Below are 19,022 nucleotides of genomic sequence, written 5' to 3'. Positions count from 1 at the left end.
ACGGATAGGAGAGTATGGCCACCGTGACGCCACCTAGTGCCCAGGACTCGCAACGACGGCCTGAGGTCGAACCGGCCGTCGCGCGTCTGACTGTCGGCCTCGGCGGTCCCACCGGCAAGTTCGCCCGGCTCAGCTCGTCCTGGTGGACGCCGCTGCGGATCGCGCTCGCGGTGTGCTGCATCACCTTCGCGCTGGGCGTCCTGCAGAAGGCGCCCTGCATGGAGGACGGCTGGAACCGGCAGAGCTGGCGGCCGTTCCAGGCGCTGTGCTACTCCGACATCGGCTACCTCTACCAGGAGCGCGGGTTCGCCGAGGGCAACCGGCCGTTCCTCGACACCGGCAACTACCCGGTGCTGGAGTACCCGGTGCTCACCGGCGGCTTCATGGAGGTCGCGGCCAAGATCACCTGGGTCTTCACCGGCGACCCGAAGAAGGACGTGACCGAGGCGCAGAAACGCGACACGGCCGGCGTCTTCTTCGTCGTCAACGTCGCGATGCTCTTCCTCTGCGCGCTGATCCTGGTCGGCCTGACGGTGGCGACGGCGCGCGGGGTGGCCAAACGCCAGGGCGGGGCTCGCGGGCAGCCGATGATCGCCCTGTACGTCGCCGCTGCGCCGGTACTGGCCTTCACCTCCACGATCAACTGGGACCTGTTCGCGGTCGTACTGACTGCGGGCGCGATGTATGCGTGGTCGCGGGGTAAGCCGATCTGGTTCGGCATCCTGCTCGGGCTGGGGACGGCGGCGAAGTTCTACCCGTTCCTGCTGCTCGGGCCGCTGCTGATCGTGTGCCTGCGCGGGCGGAAGCTGTGGCAGTGGTTCCTCGCGCTGGTGGCGACGGGGTTCAGCTGGGGGCTGGTCAACGCGCCGATCTACCTGCTGGCGAAGAACGAGTGGCTGTCGTTCTGGGTCTTCAACGACGAGCGCGAGAGCGACTACGGCTCGATCTGGTACGTCCTGAAGCTGGCCAAGCACGAGGTCGCCGACGTCAACCAGCTCAACATCGTCATCTTCGCCGGGCTGTGTCTCTCGATCGCGATCCTCGGGCTGATGGCGCCGCGGCCGCCGCGGTTCGCGCAACTGGCGTTCCTGGTGGTGGCCGCGTTCCTGCTGGTCAACAAGGTGTACTCACCGCAGTACGTGCTCTGGCTGCTGCCGCTGGTCGCCCTGGCCCGCCCGAAGCTGCGCGACTGGCTGATCTGGCAGGCGTGCGAATCGTTCTACTGGATGATGGTCTGGCTGCATCTGGCCCAGTACCTGGCGCCCGGAGACCCGAACCAGCCGGACAAGATCTACTGGCTGTCCGTTGTACTCCGCATGGCCGGCACCCTCTGGCTGATGCTGGTAGTAGCCCGCGACATCCTCCTCCCAGAAAACGACCCAGTCCGCCAAGGCGACCTGGTCAACGACCCCGGCGACGGCGTAATCCCCGACGCCCCACCACGCCAGCTAGACCCCGTCCACGCGTAGCAACGCAGCCGGCTCGCTGGCGGATCAGTCAGAGGGCGAGCTTCGCGACGTCGAGGTTCCCTCCGCTGACGACGCCGGCAGTCAGCGTGCCCAGCTCGACCTTGCCTTCCAGCAAGGCTGCGAAGGGTGCTGCCGCGGCAGGTTCGAGGGCGAGCTTCGTGCGGGACATGACCAATCGAGTCGCCTCGATGATCGACTCTTCGCTGACGCGGACCATCTGGTCGACGTACTGGGCGATGATCGCGTAGTTGTGGGTGCCGCAGACGGGAGCGGCGAGGCCGTCGGCGACGCTCTTGGCGGTTGGCAGCTTCTGCGGTGATCCGGCGGCGAGGCTGCGGCTGACGACGTCGGCGTTCTCCGGCTCGATCCCGATCACCCGGATGCTCGGCCGGATCAGCTTGAGCGCGAGCGCCACCCCCGAGATCAGTCCGCCGCCACCGACCGGCACGAGCACGGTATCCACCTCAGGACGATCGTCGAGGAGTTCCAGCGCGAGGCTGCCATGCCCGGCGATGACATCGAGATCGTCGAACGGGTGGACGCCGGTCAGCTTCCGTTCGTCCCGGATCGACTCGTAGGCACCCATCAGATCGCCCTCGACCAGCTCGACCTGAGCCCCGTACGCCCGTGCCGCCGCGATCTTCGCCGGCACCGCCGTCTTGGCCATCACCACCGTCGCCGGCACTCCCGCATCCCGCGCCGCCCACGCCAGCGCCCCGGCCGCGTTGCCCGCCGAGACGGTGATGACGCCACGTTCGCGTTCCTCCGCGGTCAGCTTGAGCGTCTTGTTGAGCAGTCCGCGCACCTTGAAGCTGCCCGTCTTCTGGAACAGCTCAGCCTTCAGCGTGAGTCGTCCACCGAACAGCTCATCGAGCGCCGACGACTCGACCATCGGCGTGCGATGAATCCGCCCGTGCAGTCCCGCAGCGGCAGTACGAACGTCCTCGATGGTCGGCATACCGCAGACATTAACTGGACCTGGGCCGCGAGATGATTGGCCCATGACCGCGCCACTGCCCATGCCGGCCTACCGTCCACGTCTCACCCGCACGCTTGGCGTCGAGCAGCGCGGCGACTGGCGGGTCAGGGTGACCGGCATCTCGGCTACCGGAGTACTGCCGGATGCTGCCGCCCAGGAGGCGGCCCTGGACGCAGCGGACAAGCTCCTCCCACCAGTGACGGCTGAGCGACCCGGCATGGCGTTCCTGATCGTCCACACCGGCACCGAGGCGCTGTGGGGCATCCTCGGCTGGTGGGAGCTCGACATCCTGTACGTGCGCTCCCTGCGCGCAGACCTCGGTACTACGGACTTCCACCTGGTGCCGCCGGACGGTCCGACCGCGTGTGCGTGGGAGCTGCTCGTAGTGGACCAGGAACGCCAGTCCTGGGTCGCGCATGTGCTCTCTCGGCCGCACGACCCGGACTACGACGGCTACCTCAGCGTCAACCTCGGCCTCAGCTGACCGCGCTCTCCGGAGCGGCCGCTGTCTCCGGGTGCCCACGCCGGCGGCCGTAGAGCAGGCGCTGGCCGGCGGCGGTACCGGTGAACTTCTCCCGGCGCGCCCAGGCGTGGCACTCGTCGATCACGGGGCAGCTGCTCAGGCAGAGCTCGCGCGCCTTGCGCTGTTCCCAAGGCGATGCAGTCTCGTCGTACAAGGATGCTTGTCCGACGCAGGCTGCCTTGGTCATCCAGCGGTCCGCGGGGTCTGCGATCACTGTCAGGGTCGGCCTCATGACGCAAACGCTAGGCCCGCCCGGCAGGGTTCCGGAGCGCGTCTTACTATATGAGAGTTAGTCCACTCGAATACTCTACTTAAGCGGGCCTGAGCCGGTCGGCGACCGCGGTGGCGAAGCGGGTGGTCGCGTCGGGTGCCTCCGGGAGGAACAGGTACGGCTCGATCAGCTCGAGCTCCATCAGCAGGTAGCGGCCGTTGCTGACGATGCCGTCGACGCGGGCGTAGACGGGGGCCTTGCGGCTCTTGGCCGCCGCGATGGCCGCGATCGAGCCGTCGAGGACGGCCGCGGGCGGGTCGAGCAGCTCAGCCGTACCGCCGAAGTCGTGCTGCACCCGGTAGTCACCAGCTGCCGGGCGCTTCAGGACCGCGTGGCTGAACTCGCCGCCGAAGAAGATCAGCGACCACTCGCCCTCGCTCTGGATCTCCGGCTGGAACGGCTGCACGAGGTAGACGTCGTCGGGCAGGTCCTCGATCGCGTCGCTGAGCGCGGTCGAGCCCGCCGTGCCGCGGATCGTGTTGTGGGCCGTCGCGCTGACGGTCGGCTTGATCACGATCTCCTGGCCGTCCAGCCCGCCGACGACCTCGCGCAGGCAGGCGCCGGCCGCAACCTGCGACGGCACGATCGCGACGCCGCGCTCGCGCAGCTCGAGCAAGTAGCGCTTGTCGGCGTTCCAGCGGACCAGGCCGGCCTCGTTGAGGAGCGGGACGCCGGCCTTGTCGAGCTGGCCGAGCCACTCGGTGAACTCGAGGTAGCGCCGGTGGTAGTCCCAGACGGCGCGCAGCAGCACCGCGTCGTACGAGGACCAGTCGACCGACGGATCGGTCCACACCTCGGCCACCGGGTCGAGCCCGGCGTCGCGGAGGGCGGCCGCGAGCGGCAGGTCGTGCGGGTGCAGCTCGGCGTGGTCGGCCGAATTAACCAGAGCGATTCTCACGTCGCTCAGTGTTGGCGTGCCCCGATCGGTTCGTCAAACCGGATTGGTGTGGCGCTTCGCTGACGCAGCGTGATCGCGATGACAACGATGACAAGGGCCGCCGCGTAGATCAGGCCCTGGCGCTGGTCGTGGCCGAAGCTGGCGTAGGCGAGGTAGGCCGCGACCGGTACGACGAGCCACTCGAACCTGTTGGCCAGTACGGCGAGGGCGATCAAGGGGAGTCCGTACCAGGGGTAGGTCGGTGTGGTGACGAGCAGCGCGGCGCCGTACAGCCAGCAGCAGGTGACGGCGATCGGCTCGCGGCCCTGGCGCTGCAGGGCGACGATGGCGAGCGTCACCGCGAGTAGGCCGGCGGCGAGCTGGCGGGCCTCAGGAGGCAACAGCAGCGCGAGAATCGCCGAGCGGGAGCTGCCGTCGTCGAAGCCTTCCTGGGTGAGGTAGCCGGGGAGGAAGCCGATCACCAGGGTGCCTGCGGCGAGCAGGTGGGGGATGTAGCTGGCGACGAAGGTGCCGATGGCAACCAGCGGCGTACGGAGGTCTCTCTTCTTGATTGCGGTGAAGGCTGGGAGCAGGAGGAGGGGCAGGAGTTTGGTGGCCGCGGCGGCGCCGAGGAGTAGTCCTGCGAGGATCGGTCGGCGGCGGGCTGCTACGGCTACTGCGGCTGCGATGAGGAGGGCCGAGAGCACGTCGACGTGGGCTGCGCTGCCTGCCTCCAGGACCACTATCGGTGACCAACCCCACAGGAGAGCCCAGCGTGGATCGCGGTTGGTGCGCTTGAGTTGGCTAGCCAGGAGCGCGGTCAGGGCGACGGCGAGTGCTGCAGCCGCTACCTGGAGTCCGAACGTGCCTGCCGACCAGGGGGTGACCAGGGCGACTGCGGCGAAGTAGGCCTGAGCCACTGGCGGGTAAATGGTCGGCACGCGCGGCCGGTTGATCTTCGTCCGCGGATCATCCTCGGATGCGGCCGCTAGCGCTGCTGGGTCCCGGGGGACCCTCGGTGGGCCGGTCACCCCGGACCGATCGGCAGGGGAGAGCCCTGGGAACAGCACGGGGTCCCTCAGGCGAGCCAACTCGTCAGCCAGCGGCACGTGACTGTAGGGCGAGCTGCCAGCCAACTGCACCCGCCCATCCCACACATACCGGTAGGCGTCGGTGCTAGTGATCGGTGCTCTGAACAACCCAGGCACCTGACACAGCGCCGCCACCGCAACCACAGCCAGTACTACGCGCGCCCCAGCCGGCCGCCTGGTCACCAGCCACCCGACACCAAACACCACCAGACATCCAGCGACCAGCCCCAGATTCGGCCACCATCCAGCAGCCTCCGCCGCTAGAACGCCAACCGACACAGCAACCGCAACAGCCCCGCCAGCTGCCAGCCCCACCCCGCCTCGGCGATCTCTGGGCGCCTCGTTCGCCTTCATCGGTAGGACGCCTGGCGGAGGGTTGCGGGGGCTCGGCGGAAGGCCAGGAAGGCTCGGTGCGGGGTGCGCCAGTCTTCAGTGGCTAGGAGGTCTGCGGCGAGGGCGTGGCGCAGTACTGCCCGGGTGCCGACCCTTGCCCAGGGCAAAGGTCTTGAGCGACGGCCGCCGTCAGCGTGCAGGATGATCGGAGCGGTGTCATCGAGGTTGTCGTCGGGATCGACTTCAACCAGCACCAGACCGTCGGGCCGGACCAGCTCCGCGCAACGGCGAAGCAGCAGCGCGGGCGCTCCACCGATGCCGATGTTGCCGTCCATCAAGAGAACGCTTCCCCAGCGCCCCTCGCCCGGCAGCGGTTCCTGCACCGGACGCCGGAGCGCAGGAGCACCTCGGTTGGTGGTCAGCAGGACAGCCTCCGCCGAGATATCGACCCCGAGCGCCGGAATCCCGCGCTCCGCCAGCGCCGTGACGATCCGCCCCGGCCCGCACCCGATATCGAGCACCGGCCCCTCACACCGACTCAGCGCCAACCGATCCACCTCATCCGCCGGCGCCTGCCAGCGATCCACCTCGCACAGCGACGGCACCTGCTGCCCATCGATGCCAGTGGCAACCACCCGCGCCCCAGAGAGCGCCTTCTCGAACAACAACCCCGGCGACGCCGAATGCTGCAACCGCCCATGCAACCGCGACATCCGCAGCGCCGGGAAGCACGCCGCCAACACCGCCGCATCCTCCGGCGTATCCATGTCCCGCAACATCGGCAGCAACAACACCTTGTACCCGAGCAACCGCAACCGAGCCAGCTGATCCGCCCCGGTGTGATCAGTGGACATCGGTACGCCGACCAGCGCCCGCCGGTCCGGTTGACGCAACCCGAGAGCCCAGTAGCCACCGTCCTCGGTCAACCCCAGCACAGCGTCGTGATCGGCCCAGTCGACGTCCAGCAGCTCCCGGGTGATCTGAGGGGTGTCCATACCGACCAGCAGCATCGGCCCACCGGCGTACGCGTCCTCGAACGCCTCTGCGAGCCGCTCTGCCAGCCCATCACCCCGCTGCTCGACTACCTCGAAGCCGCTGGGCAACCACGGTCCGCTCTGCCCGTCCAGGGCGAGCACGTACCGGCGTACCGGCGTATTGCGGACCGCTGCAAGGGTGTCGGCCAGCGAGGCCCGGGCAAGCGCTGCCGCCTCCGCAGGGGTGAACTCGGTCTGCAGACGCGTCTTCACTCGCCCCGCGACCGGCTCCTTGGCGATCACGATCAGCGTGTCCGCCTTCACGCCGACAGCACCTTCGACATGTCCAGCACGGCCCGCGCGGCGCCCAGCGGCGTACCGGTCACCTTGGAGCGCCCAGAGCGCGGCAGGTAGTCCACATCGACCTCCGCGATCCGCCACCCCGCGTCTGCCGCCTTCACGACCGTCTCCAGCGGATACCCCGACCGCCGGTCGAGCAGATCCAACCCCAGTAAGGCCTCCCGCCGCGCTGCCCGCATCGGCCCAAGATCCCTGAGCTGTACGCCGGTACGCCGACGCACCCGCCTCGACAGCTCCGCATTCGCCAGCCGCAGATGCCACGGCCACACGTTGCGCGACACCGGCCGCCTCCTGCCGAGCATGAGGTCGAGCTGCCCGGACAGCACGGGTGCAGTCACCCGGACGAGCTGCCGCGGATCCAGGGAGGCGTCCGCATCGAGGAAGGCGACCACTGGCGCAGTACTGGCCTCTAGACCCGCATGGCAAGCGGCGCCGTACCCGCGGGCCTCGCACGGCACCACTAGCGCTCCCAGCCGGGCAGCGATCTCCGCGGACCCGTCGGTGGAGCCGTTGTCGACGACAACGGCCCGTACTCCGGCCGGCAGCCGGGTGAGCACCCAAGGCAGGGCGGCGGCCTCGTTGAGGCACGGGAGGATGAGATCGACTTCGGCGTCTACTGGCTGCACTCTTCGACCGTAGGGAGCATCGGCCGGTTTCAGGGGCCAGTACCGGATACGGGTCGCTTACGTCCCACTCCGTAGCGGGCCAGGTGGCGCATTCGGCCAGATGGACGATCTACGCTCGACCAGTGGCTACTCGTGTGCTCGTGGTGGACGACGACCCGACCGTGTCGAACGTCGTCTCGGCGTACCTGACCAAGGCCGGGTACGACGCCCGCGTGGTCGCCGACGGCGTGATGGCGGTCGAGGTGTGGCAGCAGTGGAAGCCGTCGGTCGTAGTACTGGACGTCATGCTGCCCGGACTGTCCGGTCTGGAGGTACTGCGCCGGATGCGTGCCGCCGACGACGGCGCCGCCGTGATCATGCTGTCGGCCCGGGGTGAGGAAGAGGACCGCCTGGTCGGGCTGGAGTTCGGCGCGGACGACTACGTGGTCAAGCCGTTCAGCCCGCGCGAACTGACACTGCGGGTGCAGGCGATGCTGCGGCGGGAGGAACGGCTGGCTGGGCTGGACCTGACGCCGACCAAGCTCCGCGCCGGGCCGATCACGGTCGATACCGCTGCCCGGATCGCCACGCTCGACGGTGTCGCGTTGTCGTTGACGCATCGCGAGTTCGATCTGCTGGCGTTCCTGGTGTCGCATCCGGGCAAGGCGTATACGAAGGCGGAGCTGCTGCGGCGGGTGTGGGGCTGGGACTTCGGTGACTCGTCGACCGTGACCGTGCACGTACGCCGGCTGCGCGAGAAGATCGAGGTGGATCCGTCGGATCCGCAGTTGGTGCTGACCGTGCCCCGGACGGGATACCGCTTCGCGGGTGAGGCCGAATGAACCGCGACCAGTTCACGATCCTCGCGCTCACCGCGGGCTGGACGCTGATCGTCGCGCTGCTCGGTGCGGCGGTGCTGTGGCGGTTCCGGCGCAAGTCGCTGCGGATCACGATCATCGTCGCCGGGCTGGTGCCGATGCTCGGTGCGCTTGCTGCGGTGACGCAGAGCGTGCAGGCGATGTTCATCTCGGCCCACGACTCGCTGGTGGTGCTGTGGACGCTGGCGTTCTCCGGGTTGCTGGGGCTGGCGATGTCGGTGCTGCTCGGGCACTGGATCAGTACCGGCTCACGTGACGTCGGACGACGGCTGCGGCACCTCGGTACGTCGTACGAGCCGGTCGAAGGCCTCGCGAACGTGCCTGCCGAGTTGGCGGCGATCACGGACGAGTTGGAGATGACTCGTCAGAAGCTTGCTGCGTCGAACGAGCGCGAGCGCGCGTTGGAGGCGAGTCGGCGCGAGCTGGTCGCCTTCATGTCCCACGACCTCCGTACGCCGCTGGCTGGGCTGCGGGCTGTGTCGGAGGGGCTGGAGGATGGGGTGATCGACGACGTACCGGGCGCTCTGCGGCAGATGCGCGCGACGGTGGACCGGATGACCGGGCTGGTCGACGACCTCTTCGAACTGTCCCGCCTGTCCGCCGCGCCGCCACCGCGTCGACGGTCGTCCGTGAGCCTGCGCGAACTGGCCGAGGACGTGGTGGGGGAGAGCTGCGAGCACGCCCGCTCGGAAGGCGTGTCGCTGACGGTGTCGACACCGTCCGACGACGACCGTCTCGCGGTCCACGGCGACGCGGACGAGCTGACCCGCGCGGTCACGAACCTCGTCGGAAACGCGATCCGCCACACCGAACACGGCGGCACCGTCAAGGTCATGGTCGCCCGCGAGGACGACGGCCGGGTCCGCCTGGCCGTCACCGACGGCTGCGGCGGCATACCCGACGACGACCTCGACCGAGTCTTCGACATCGGCTGGCGAGGCGACGAACAACGCACCCCCGCCAACGGCCTGGCAACCACCAGCAGCACCACCAGCAGCGGCGGTGGCCTGGGCCTCGCCATCGCCCGAGGCGTAGTCGAATCCCACGACGGCGAGATCGCAGTCACCAACATCCCCGGCGGCTGCACCTTCAAAATAGAACTCCCACCCGTAACCACCCCCTCCTAAAACCCCAACGCGCCGGGGTTGGGTCGGTGGTGGGGCTGGTGGACTGTCGCCGGGTGGAGACCTAGTGCTGGTCAGACGGTGACGGCAGCGGCTTCATCCACGGGGGTCGGATCTATGCCCGCCTCGACGTACGGCGCCCAGGCGGGCTCTCGGAGGGCGGGGCAGTGTTCGGGGGTTGGGTGATTCGCGATGTGGATCATGCGGTCCAGCGCGTCGCGGGCGGCGGCGAGTTCCGTCATCGCGGTGGTGATGCGGTCGCGTTCGGCGGCGAGGAGTTCGAAGGACTCGGGTGTGGCGTGCCCGGCGTCGATGTAGGGCAGCAGCCGAACGATGGTCCGGCTGGGTAGGCCGGCGGTGAACAGCTGCTGGATCAGCTGGACCCGCTCAACGGCCGCCTCGGCGTAGACGCGCTGGCCGCTGGCGGTGCGTTCGGAGGTGAGCAGGCCCTGCTCCTCGTAGTACCGCAGTGCCCTGGTGCTGACTCCGGCTCGATCCGCGAGCTCGCCGATCCGCATCTTTTCCTCTCGGTGAACTGATCCGGCTTGACCTTCACGTCAACGTCAGGTTCTAGCGTAGCCAGTGCCGGGTACGGCCCGGCCCCGACCTCTAGACAAGAGACTGGAAACCCATGAACGTCACCGACCAGATCGCCCTCGTCACCGGCGCCAACCGCGGCATCGGCCGTCAGTTCGTCCTCGAACTTCTCGAACGGGGGGCGAGCAAGGTCTACGCGACCGCTCGTCGTCCCGAGACACTCGACTTCGACGATCCCCGGGTGGTGCCGTTGCGGCTCGACCTGCTCGATCACGAGTCCGTCGTCGCGGCGGCGGCCGCCGCGGGGGATGTCAGCCTGCTGGTGAACAACGCCGGCATACGACCGGCGCCCGCCTGGTCACCGGCGAGCTCGCCGAGATCCGGCGTGAGCTGGACACACACTTCTGGGGCACGCTCGACGTGATCCGGGTGTTCAGTCCGATCCTCGCCGCCAACGGCGGGGGCGCTGTCGTGAACGTTCTCTCGGCGCTGTCGTGGTTCGCCGCCCCGGGTGCCGGAGCATACGCCGTCGCCAAGGCAGCGGAGTGGAACATGACCAACGCCGTACGCCTCGAGCTCGCCGACCAGGGCACGCTCGTCCAGGGCGTTCACCTCGGCGCCGCCGACACGGACATGATGGCCGGGTACGACGGACCCAAGGTCGATCCGCGCGAGGTGACGCGCCGTGCGCTCGACGGCCTGTCCGCCGGTTCGATCGAGGTCGTCGTCGACGACTGGACGGCAATGGTGAAGTCCTCACTCGCCGGCGACCCGGCCCTGTTCTACCAGCAGCTCGCCTGACAGCCCCTGGATCCCGATCCCGTCGAGGTCAGGGTGCTGCGGTCACGGTTTCCAGCGACTGCAGCTTCTCGGCGCTCGGCGTGCCGGGTTCTGCCACGAAGACCAGCAGCTCCTGCCCCTCGTCGGGATCCACCAGGCGCTGGGCGTACAGCTCGAGTTCCCCCAGTACTGGATGGAGGTTGCCGCTGTTCTGTGGGCGGCCCCCTTGCAAAACCATTGGTGGTCCGTCTTGCTCCGCTGATGTACTGACGTCCGACCGTGAGCCAGCCCCGTGTGGAGGTAGTTGTTGTGACGAGCTACAACGAGCTTGCCGAGGTGTACGAGTGGCTCATCTCGGATGCGAAGCTGACCCCGGCCGAGTTCGCTGCGTCGTTCGACGACGTCATCAGTCTGCTGCCGTCGAACGCTCGTGTCCTCGACTGTTCGTGCGGAACCGGACAGTTGGCGGTCGGCCTCGCCGGTCGTGGCATGCAGGTGGCCGCAACTGACGCCAGCGAAGCGATGGTTCGTCGTACTGCGGAGTTGGCTGAAGAGTTCGGGGCACCCGTCCGGGCCGAGCGGGCGAACTGGGAAGAGTTGCCCGACCATTTCGACGACGAGACCTTCGACATGGTGTTCTGTGTCGGCAACTCGCTGCACCACGCCGAGGGCGCGAGAGGCAGGGATGCTGCTCTGGAGTCGATGTCACGGCTTCTGCGCCCCGGCGGCCGCTTGGTACTTACCTCCCGCAACTGGGAACTCGTGCGGTCCAGAGGTTCCCGGCTGGATATCAGCGATCATCTTGTCCGCCGGAACGGGCGCGATGCCGTCGTGATCTACCGCTGGGACATTGCGTCGCAGTGGGAAGAGGAGCACCACATCGAGATCGCGATCGCACAAGTCGATGCGGCCGGGCCGGTTCTCGTCCGCTCGGAACTGCTGTCGTGCTGGCCCTACCGCCACGACGAACTCACAGCCGAGCTGCACCAGGCCGGACTCCGCACGGAACGCAGCACGTACAACCCCGAGGCCGAGAACTACACGGTCGTGGCGAGCAAGGCATAGCCAACGAGCTGACAGTCCGAGGAAGTGCGGGCGACCGGTGTCGCCGGTCGCCCGCCTGGGTTATCTGAGGCCGAAGGCTCGGGTGATTGTTTGGGTGATGCCGCCGGCGTTGCGTTGTCTGGCGGTGACTCGGATCGACACCTGTCCGGCGCGCGGTGGCGCTTGCAGGTGCGTCTCCCAGCTGCCCTTGGTCTCCTTCAGTTGTAGGCGTTGCCAGGTTGTGCCGTCGTCGTACGAGACCTCCAGCCCGACCGAGACCACCTCGTCCTGCCGGGCACTGCTGCCCAGGACCACCGGCTTGATGGCGAAGAGCGAGTTTCGCTTTGCGCGGCCGGTTGCGTCGACGTCGACGGCGTAGTCGAGTTGGGCCAGTGGTAGCGGCTGGTTCTCCGCCTCGCTGGAGGTGAAGCTCCACTCGGTGTGCGTGGTCGTCGAGTACGGCGTCAGCTCGGCGTTTCCGATCGTGTCGGCCACCAGCCGGTACGGGCGCTTCTCGGGCGCCAGGTCGCCCACGCCGAAGTCCGGCCGCGGGCCGTTGCCGACCAGCTTCTCCTCACCCTGGTACAGGGCGAAGCTGCGTGTCATCAGCGAGTCGCCGCTGTGCGCGGACCCGCCGTCACCGAAGCCGGCGATCATGCCGCCCATCGCGTTGCCGACCCGGTGCGGGAGCTCGAACTCGAGCATCCGCGGCCGCACGATCGGGCCGAACCAGCGCTGGCTCTGCACGCTGCGCGGCTGGTAGCTGGTGATGTCGGTGAACGTCGACCAGCCGTTGATCGAGGCGTACTGCTGCCACTTCGCGCCCGCCGACACCCAGTCCGTCCGGTGCCCGACCGCGGGCTTCGCCGGGAACCGCGGTACCCGGACCGACCCGAAGACGGCGTACGGGAAGGCCGCCGGCCAGTGCTCGTACGCCGGGCTGTCCTCGCGGCTCTCCACGACCTGCTGACCGTTCGGGGGCGCGAAGTCGTTGTCGATCCGGGCGAGGCTGCCGGGGTCCGTGGCCGCCGACGGGTCGTCCGGGACCTTGCCCTGGTGGTAGTCGACCAGGTCATACAGGTACGACGGCACCGGATTGGCCGCGACGGTCAGCTCGGTACGACGCGTGGCGAGCTTCTTGATCAGGGCCTCGCCGTCGTCGAGGGTGAGCGACGCCGTCGCGATCGGCCCGAGGGTCCGGCCGTCGGCTTCGCCGTACCAGTCGTTGTAGCGGCCGATGCCGTCGTTGACCACGAGCAGCATGGCCGCGCCGGCAGCGTGCGCCGCGGCGGCCCGGTCAGCGGGCGGTACGTCGATGCTGTTGCGAACGACGACCGCCTTGCCGCGCGCGGCCAGGCCGGCGTACTCGGCAGGTGTGCCGGTACCGGCGAAGACGGCCGTGACGCGCGTCGTGCCGGCGCGGAACGCCGGGGAGCCGGGCTGGACGAGCAGCGAGTCGTCGAGGCTGTGACCGCTGTAGCTGATCGTCAGCGGCGTCTGCTCGGCCCGGAACCGGGTGGTCAGCACGAAGCTGCCGGTGCGGACCTTGTTCTTCGTCGGCAGCGCCCAGAAGCTGTCGTACTCCGGCGGCGGCATGTAGATCTCGTGCAGCGCCGCCGTGTCGTCGGGGGTCGGCTGCGCCGAGGTGAACGACCGGAAGAGGTCGAACCTGCTCGTGGTGACGGTCGTCGGCTTGGGCGTGTCGACCTTGATCGGACGGCTCCGCGACGCGTCCAGGACGACGTCCCGGTCCCCGGTCAGGTCGACCTCTGGAGCGGTCAGGAAGGCCAGGCCGAGCGAGTGCGGGCCGTTGCTGCCAGGCACGTCCAGGGTCGAGATGATCGTGTACGAGCCGGGCGCCCAGCGGCTGGTGAGCTTGCCATCGGCCGCCCACAGCACGGTGGACTTCCCGTCCGCGCCGGTGACCTCGACCTCACCGCTGACCGGCTTGCCGGCCTGGTCCTTCAGATGGACGGTGAGGTTGTACTTCTTCGGCTCGACGGCCAGTCCGACGGCCGTGTGGACAGTGCCGGTCGCTGAAGTCGCGATGACCTGGGCGGCGTACTGACCGGGAGCCAGTCCGTTCGGGTCTGCAGTGAAACCGACTGAGGCGGTGCCTCGCGCAGGCACTGTCACCTGGGTAGCTGCGAGGCCGAAGATCCCGGCGTGGTCAGTGGACAGCCGCAGGGTGATCGGCAGCTCCGTGGTGTTGTGGTAGCTGATCTGCCGCTTCACCGGCGTCCGGGCCGGCTTCGGCGACCAGGGGACGAGCCCGGCGTCGACCGAGCCGGTGGCGATGAGCTGGCCGTGCAGCGAGGCTGCCGCGACGTCTACGCGTCCGGTCCCCGCCTGGTACGCCGTGTACGCGGGCGTCAGCTTGCTGGTGCTCATCAGCGCGTCCTTGAGCTGCTGCCCGGTCCAGTCCGGGTGCTGCGCGGCGAGCAGGACGGCCGCGCCGGCGACGTGGGGAGCCGCCATCGACGTACCGCTGTCGGTCCGGTAGTAGCCCTCGCCGCCGTCGTTCGTGTACTGCGACCGCGCGGCCAGTACGTCGACACCGGGTGCGGTCAGGTCAGGCTTGAGTCCGTCGTCCATCAGCCGCGGGCCGACGCTGGAGAAGTCGGCCAGTTGGTCCGAGCCGTCCACCGCGCCGACGGTCAGGGCGGCGTCCGCCGTACCGGGGGAGCTGACGCTGTACGGGTTGCTTCCCGAGTTGCCCGCGGCGATCACGAACAGGGCACCGGTCTCGGCGCTCAGCTGGTTCACGGCTTGGCTCAGCGGATCGTCCTGGGTGTGCCAGGCCGGCGTACCCAGGCTCATGTTGATCACCTTGGCGTGCTCGGTCCGCGCCGCCCACTCCATCCCGGCGATGATGCCGGAGATCGGGCCGGAGCCGCTGTCGCCGAGCACCTTGCCCACGATGAGATCGGCGTCCGGTGCGACGCCACGCTCCTTGCCGTCCGAGGCCGCGCCGGTACCGGCGACAGTCGACGCGGTGTGCGTGCCGTGACCGTTGCGGTCGACGACGTCCTCACCGGCCACGAAGCTCTTGGTCGCCACGATCCGCGGTGCCAGGTCCGGGTGCCCCAGGTCTACGCCGGAGTCCAGTACCGCGACCCGTACGCCCGTACCGGTCACTCCCGCCGCCCACGCCGCGGGCGCGCCGATCTGTGCGGTGGTGTCCGCGAGCATCGTCCGCGCCTTGCTGTCCAGCCAGACCTTGCCGATTCCCGCTGCGAACGAGGGCGCGGCAGCGGCGACCGCCTTTGCCTGTACGCCGCTCTGCCCGGTCAGCGCCGACCAGAGCACGGCCGCTTCCGCCTTCTCGGCCTTGACGGCCGCGCCGTCGACCGACGGCAGGTCCAGCGTGGTGGTCGTGCCCGGCAGCGCCGAGCGGCGCGCGGACTTGGCGGCCACACCGGGCGAACCGGTGAGGACCAGCGGGAGGTCCTTGCTCCGGGCGTTGTCGTACCCCTGGGCCACCAGTTCGCTGACGTTGAACAGCTGCTTGTCGAGCTGCCCGGTCGCCAGGTACGGCATCGCGGCACCGGGGTAGACGAACGTGTCGCCGTTCTCGACGCTGACCCGTACCGGTCCGGTCGATCGCGGAGCGCGTACGACGGCCTGCACCGACACAGCCCGCCCGGGACCGGGCGCGACCGTGACCTTGTCGCCGGTGATGAGCGTGAGGTCGAGGGGTGTCCCTGCGGTCGCGCCGCCGGCGGTGGGGAGTGCTGGGGGAGGTGCAGCGCCAGCCGTCGTCGGAGTTGCGAGACCGGCGACGAGGAGAAGCGCTGCGGCCGGCGCGAGCAGCCGACGGGCAGAAGAATGCATGGAGTCCTCCGGTGATCAGGGGTGACCGAATCTGATCAGCACCGGGGACAGGAGTAAACGAATTGCCCGTTTCCGCCAGCAACACCCCAATTTTGGCAAAAATGGGCACGCAGTCAGCACCCTCGTGGTGACGTGGAACGTTGCCGAGGGACCGGTCGTCCCCTCCATCGCCGCCGTCGAAGAGCTCCTCGCCCCCATCTGGCCTCAAGACTTCGGGTTCCCGCTCGCCATGTCGTCACACCTCACCGCTCCGGAGTACACGCTCTCCTGGCTGACCCGCGTCCAGTGGACACGGCTCAGGCCAACGAAATGACTCGGGCTGGTTGCAGCTTGCTGCAATGACGTTCTGGTGGGGGGTTCGAGTGGCTAGGGTGAGCGGACATTTGTGGGTTCGTGAAGCCCTCGGGGGGCATCGAGTACTACAGGGAGAACTTGCAGATGAGAATTCGTCGTTTTGCTCTTGCTGTGGCCGGGCTGAGCCTGGTCACGGGGGCTGTGGCGGCCAACCCGGCCGGCGCAGAGGTGCAGGGCAAACCCCAGCCGCGGGCTGCGACCGGAGCAGAGCCGATCGTCAGGGCGAAGGCCGCAACCGGGGCTTGCTCGGTCGTTGTCGGCGCCGTGACCGCCGCCGGTCAGAACGGTGGCTACCGGATCACCGCGACCAGGCCGGTGACCGAGGAGGAGGCCGGGTCGTACAAGATGTTCGCTGTCCGCGCGAGCTCCACCTGGTTCGCCTGGGCAGGCTCAGGCACCACGAAGTACTTCACCGGAATGCTCCTGGTGGGCGGCAGCCTGTACACCGCCGTCGAGTCGTACAAGACTCCGACGACCACGACTCCGGTGGTCAGCTGGAAGCGGCTCGGTACCGGCTGGGCCAGCTTCACCTCCATTGCGAGCTCGCGCTACGTCAACGGACAAAACGTCGCGGAACGCTCGTACCTCTACGGCTTGAGCACGAACGGTTCGCTGTACCGCTACAGCATCAACGGCCCGACCGGTCCGGTCTCGGCCGCCGGCAGCGCGGTCGGCTACAAGTCGTTCAGGTCGATCACCACGATCGCCGAGGCCGCGACCTACGACACGCTTCTGGGAGTTACCAAGGCCGGCGGGATCTACACCATCCACCTGCCCAAGACGACGACGCTGAAGGGCACCCTCAAGGCGGTCCGCACCACCGGCTTCGGCGCCTACCAGCAGCTGGTCGCCGAGCGCTGCGGCAACAGCGGCGGCACGCTACTCACCGGCTTCAACAACACAGCCCACACCGCCACCGTGTACGCCCTCAGCAAAGCCAAGGGCTCGCAGACGGTCGTCAACACCATCGGCAGCGTCGCTCTGCCGCAGAACGGCACCGTCCACTTCCGCTACATCACCAACACCAACCTCATCGGCGAGTGAGCTCGCCCGATGCGCTGAGCACCACGATCTCGTAGTACCGGCAGAAGCCCAGGTCCCCCGACCTGGGCTTTTCCGTTCAGCCGTTGTGGATGAGGTCTGCGATGCCGGTGCGGAGGTCGTAGTCGGATTTCCACTGGAGGTGCTCGCGTAGGCGGTCGGATGATGCGGTGATGTGGCGGACGTCGCCGAGGCGGTAGGCGCCGGTGATTACGGGGGCCGGGCCGTCGTAGGCGCGGGCCAGTTCAGAGGCCAGGTCGCCGATTGTGCGGACAGTGCCGCTGCCTACGTTGTATGCGACGAACGGTGGGGGAGTGGGGGCGTTGACGGCGGCCACTACTGCGGAGGCGATGTCGGCGACGTGGATGAAGTCGCGGCGCTGGCCGCCGTCCTCATAGACCTTCGGCGCCTCGCCTCGTTCCAGCATGGAGCGGAAGATCGCGGCCACTCCGGCGTACGGGGTGTTGCGGGGCATGCCGGGGCCGTAGACGTTGTGGAAGCGGAGGGCGGTTGCGTGGGCACCGGTCTCGCGGGACCAGGTGGCGGCCAGGTGTTCGCCGTGGAGTTTGGTGGCGGCGTACGTGTTCCGAGGGTCAGTGGGAGCGTCCTCACTCACCAGGCCCGGCCGCAGGGGTTCAGAACAGACCGGGCAGGGTGGTTCGAAACGGCCGGAGTCGAGGTCTTCGACTCGGCGCGGGCCAGGGGCGACGGGGCCGTGGCGGTCGCATTCGTAGTGGCCTTCGCCGTAGACGACCATCGAGCTGGCATAGACGAGTCGCTGCACACCCTGCCGCCCGAGAGCGCGCAGCAGTACGGCGGTACCGAGGCTGTTGGTACTGACGTAGTCGTCCATGTCGTCGAGATCGACGCCGAGGCCGACCTTCGCGGCGAGATGCACGACCGAATCCACGCCCTGCAACGCCTCCGAGACCACCGAGGCATCGCGGATGTCCCCGACGATCAGGCCGTCGATGACAGGCGGGACGTCGTGCACGTCCGGGCGGAGCGAGTCGAGCACACGCACTGAGTGCCCGTCGGCGAGGAGTTGCGCGTGGACGTGCCGGCCGATGAAACCGGCCCCGCCCGTCAGCAGGATCTTCACCAGAGGTCCTCTCCGGCCGTACCGTCCAACGCGTGCCGGCAGGTGCAATCCTCGTCCACCTTGGGCAGCTGTCCGATCACCTCGGTCAGCAGGCCCTTCAACCGTTCGATGCTCCGGCCGAAGACCTCGAACACCTCCGCCTGGGTAACGCCACCACCCACCGAGACCCCCGCATCGTGGTCGGTGACGACAGCGACCGACGTGTAGCACAGAGCCAGCTCCCGGGCGATCGACGCCTCCGGAGCGCCGGTCATTCCGACCACCGACCACCCCTGCGCCGCATGCCACTGCGACTCCGCACGGGTCGAGAATCGCGGCCCGTTGATCACCACCATGGTGCCCTCGGCAACCACCGACCCGTTGCCCGCGGCAATCACTGCGGCCCGTCCGGCCGGACAGTACGGATCCGCCACCGAGACATGTACAACCGGCCCGGTGCCGTCGTAGACGGTATGTTCCCGCCCCCAGGTCCGATCGACGAACTGGTCGGGCACCACCAAAGTCCCTGGCGTCAGCGACTCGCGCAGAGAGCCGACAGCGCAGGGCGCCAGCACTTGCCGGACGCCAAGCCGGTGCAGGGCGAACAGGTTCGCGCGGTAGTTGACCCGATGAGCCGGGAACCGATGATCCCCGCCATGGCGCGGAATGAACGCGACCTCCCGCCCACCGACAACCCCGACCACCGGCATCTCACTGGGTGCCCCGAACGGCGTCGTCACCTCCACCGTCCGCGCCCCGGACAGGAACGAGTAGAAGCCAGACCCACCGATCACACCGATTTCCGCCATGCCCCGACCCTAGAATCCCGCGGCCCGGCAACTACCCGATCCGCCCGGACCGTCAGCG

At 68.6% G+C, this 19,022-nt stretch carries 20 protein-coding genes and 1 pseudogene; 9 read left to right on the top strand and 12 right to left on the bottom strand.

Annotated elements, in window-relative coordinates; genetic code table 11:
• Positions 1-14: 14 nt before the first annotated feature.
• Positions 15-1,469 carry a glycosyltransferase family 87 protein gene (locus tag ABD768_RS32640; RefSeq protein WP_343966100.1) on the top strand — a complete coding sequence of 485 codons (1,455 nt, stop codon included), beginning with the start codon at positions 15-17 and terminating at the stop codon, positions 1,467-1,469.
• Positions 1,470-1,497: 28 nt separating this feature from the next.
• Here ABD768_RS32640 and ABD768_RS32635 read toward each other — a convergent pair whose 3' ends face one another.
• A complete protein-coding gene (locus ABD768_RS32635) occupies positions 1,498-2,427 on the bottom strand; it encodes a threonine ammonia-lyase (protein ID WP_344847032.1) in 930 nt (309 codons plus the stop codon).
• 43 nt (positions 2,428-2,470) lie between these two features.
• Here ABD768_RS32635 and ABD768_RS32630 point away from each other — a divergent pair, with 43 nt between their 5' ends.
• Entirely contained in the window at positions 2,471-2,932 is a 462-nt protein-coding gene (locus ABD768_RS32630) for a hypothetical protein (RefSeq protein WP_344847030.1), read from the top strand.
• Here ABD768_RS32630 and ABD768_RS32625 read toward each other — a convergent pair.
• The 6 genes and pseudogenes from ABD768_RS32625 to ABD768_RS32605 all read right to left on the bottom strand — a co-directional run bounded on the left by ABD768_RS32625 (position 2,925) and on the right by ABD768_RS32605 (position 7,503).
• Positions 2,925-3,203: a WhiB family transcriptional regulator gene (locus tag ABD768_RS32625; protein WP_343966094.1), complete on the bottom strand. Its 279-nt coding sequence runs from the start codon at positions 3,201-3,203 to the stop codon at positions 2,925-2,927. The two genes, ABD768_RS32630 and ABD768_RS32625, sit on opposite strands and share 8 nt — an antisense overlap.
• A gap of 79 nt (positions 3,204-3,282) precedes the next feature.
• Positions 3,283-4,140 carry an ATP-grasp domain-containing protein gene (locus tag ABD768_RS32620; RefSeq protein ID WP_343966091.1) on the bottom strand — a complete coding sequence of 286 codons (858 nt, stop codon included), beginning with the start codon at positions 4,138-4,140 and terminating at the stop codon, positions 3,283-3,285.
• A 5-nt stretch (positions 4,141-4,145) separates the two neighbouring features.
• Entirely contained in the window at positions 4,146-5,060 is a 915-nt protein-coding gene (locus ABD768_RS32615; RefSeq protein ID WP_343966089.1) for a glycosyltransferase 87 family protein, read from the bottom strand.
• A 168-nt stretch (positions 5,061-5,228) separates the two neighbouring features.
• Positions 5,229-5,564: pseudogene (locus tag ABD768_RS43275) on the bottom strand (MptA/MptB family glycosyltransferase); the annotation flags it as partial.
• The gene (locus tag ABD768_RS32610; protein WP_344847027.1) at positions 5,561-6,841 is read right to left on the bottom strand and encodes a DUF2064 domain-containing protein; all 1,281 of its coding nucleotides are present in this window, start codon (positions 6,839-6,841) and stop codon (positions 5,561-5,563) included. The pseudogene ABD768_RS43275 and the gene ABD768_RS32610, both read right to left, overlap by 4 nt.
• The gene (locus tag ABD768_RS32605; RefSeq protein WP_344847025.1) at positions 6,838-7,503 is read right to left on the bottom strand and encodes a glycosyltransferase family 2 protein; all 666 of its coding nucleotides are present in this window, start codon (positions 7,501-7,503) and stop codon (positions 6,838-6,840) included. Before ABD768_RS32605 ends, ABD768_RS32610 begins: the two co-directional genes overlap by 4 nt.
• 122 nt (positions 7,504-7,625) lie before the next feature.
• Here ABD768_RS32605 and ABD768_RS32600 point away from each other — a divergent pair, with 122 nt between their 5' ends.
• Positions 7,626-8,324: a response regulator transcription factor gene (locus tag ABD768_RS32600; protein ID WP_344847023.1), complete on the top strand. Its 699-nt coding sequence runs from the start codon at positions 7,626-7,628 to the stop codon at positions 8,322-8,324.
• A complete protein-coding gene (locus tag ABD768_RS32595; protein ID WP_344847021.1) occupies positions 8,321-9,487 on the top strand; it encodes a sensor histidine kinase in 1,167 nt (388 codons plus the stop codon). The genes ABD768_RS32600 and ABD768_RS32595 overlap by 4 nt, the downstream gene beginning before the upstream one ends.
• Before the next feature lie 71 nt (positions 9,488-9,558).
• On the opposite strand, the gene ABD768_RS32590 is transcribed toward ABD768_RS32595, so the two are convergent.
• Entirely contained in the window at positions 9,559-10,002 is a 444-nt protein-coding gene (locus ABD768_RS32590; protein ID WP_344847019.1) for a MerR family transcriptional regulator, read from the bottom strand.
• Between the two features lie 113 nt (positions 10,003-10,115).
• Between ABD768_RS32590 and ABD768_RS32585 the strand changes: the two genes are divergently transcribed.
• Positions 10,116-10,445 carry an SDR family NAD(P)-dependent oxidoreductase gene (locus ABD768_RS32585; protein ID WP_344847017.1) on the top strand — a complete coding sequence of 110 codons (330 nt, stop codon included), beginning with the start codon at positions 10,116-10,118 and terminating at the stop codon, positions 10,443-10,445.
• Positions 10,376-10,822, top strand: a complete 447-nt coding sequence (locus ABD768_RS32580) for an SDR family NAD(P)-dependent oxidoreductase (RefSeq protein ID WP_344847376.1) — start codon at positions 10,376-10,378, stop codon at positions 10,820-10,822. Before ABD768_RS32585 ends, ABD768_RS32580 begins: the two co-directional genes overlap by 70 nt.
• Positions 10,823-10,850: 28 nt before the next feature.
• Here the strand turns inward: ABD768_RS32580 and ABD768_RS32575 are convergent, their stop codons facing one another.
• Positions 10,851-11,039 carry an MmyB family transcriptional regulator gene (locus ABD768_RS32575; protein WP_343966074.1) on the bottom strand — a complete coding sequence of 63 codons (189 nt, stop codon included), beginning with the start codon at positions 11,037-11,039 and terminating at the stop codon, positions 10,851-10,853.
• Positions 11,040-11,110: 71 nt separating this feature from the next.
• Here ABD768_RS32575 and ABD768_RS32570 point away from each other — a divergent pair, with 71 nt between their 5' ends.
• The gene (locus tag ABD768_RS32570; protein WP_344847015.1) at positions 11,111-11,866 is read left to right on the top strand and encodes a class I SAM-dependent methyltransferase; all 756 of its coding nucleotides are present in this window, start codon (positions 11,111-11,113) and stop codon (positions 11,864-11,866) included.
• A gap of 60 nt (positions 11,867-11,926) precedes the next feature.
• On the opposite strand, the gene ABD768_RS32565 is transcribed toward ABD768_RS32570, so the two are convergent.
• Positions 11,927-15,679, bottom strand: coding sequence for a S8 family serine peptidase (locus tag ABD768_RS32565; protein ID WP_344847013.1), 3,753 nt, complete (start codon positions 15,677-15,679; stop codon positions 11,927-11,929).
• 127 nt (positions 15,680-15,806) lie between these two features.
• Between ABD768_RS32565 and ABD768_RS32560 the strand changes: the two genes are divergently transcribed.
• Both ABD768_RS32560 and ABD768_RS32555 read left to right on the top strand, forming a co-directional pair.
• Positions 15,807-15,992: a hypothetical protein gene (locus ABD768_RS32560; protein ID WP_344847011.1), complete on the top strand. Its 186-nt coding sequence runs from the start codon at positions 15,807-15,809 to the stop codon at positions 15,990-15,992.
• A gap of 125 nt (positions 15,993-16,117) precedes the next feature.
• Positions 16,118-17,077: a hypothetical protein gene (locus ABD768_RS32555; RefSeq protein ID WP_344847009.1), complete on the top strand. Its 960-nt coding sequence runs from the start codon at positions 16,118-16,120 to the stop codon at positions 17,075-17,077.
• A 76-nt stretch (positions 17,078-17,153) separates the two neighbouring features.
• Here the strand turns inward: ABD768_RS32555 and ABD768_RS32550 are convergent, their stop codons facing one another.
• Both ABD768_RS32550 and ABD768_RS32545 read right to left on the bottom strand, forming a co-directional pair.
• A complete protein-coding gene (locus ABD768_RS32550; protein WP_344847007.1) occupies positions 17,154-18,176 on the bottom strand; it encodes an NAD-dependent epimerase/dehydratase family protein in 1,023 nt (340 codons plus the stop codon).
• Entirely contained in the window at positions 18,173-18,964 is a 792-nt protein-coding gene (locus ABD768_RS32545) for an S-methyl-5'-thioadenosine phosphorylase (RefSeq protein ID WP_344847005.1), read from the bottom strand. The genes ABD768_RS32550 and ABD768_RS32545 overlap by 4 nt, the downstream gene beginning before the upstream one ends.
• Between the last annotated feature and the right edge of the window lie 58 nt (positions 18,965-19,022).

Source organism: Kribbella ginsengisoli (assembly GCF_039537185.1).
In the GTDB taxonomy this organism is placed as follows: Bacteria; Actinomycetota; Actinomycetes; order Propionibacteriales; family Kribbellaceae; genus Kribbella; species Kribbella koreensis.
The sequence above is the reverse complement of the archived record's forward strand: the minus strand, read 5'-3'. Positions and strand labels throughout refer to the sequence as shown.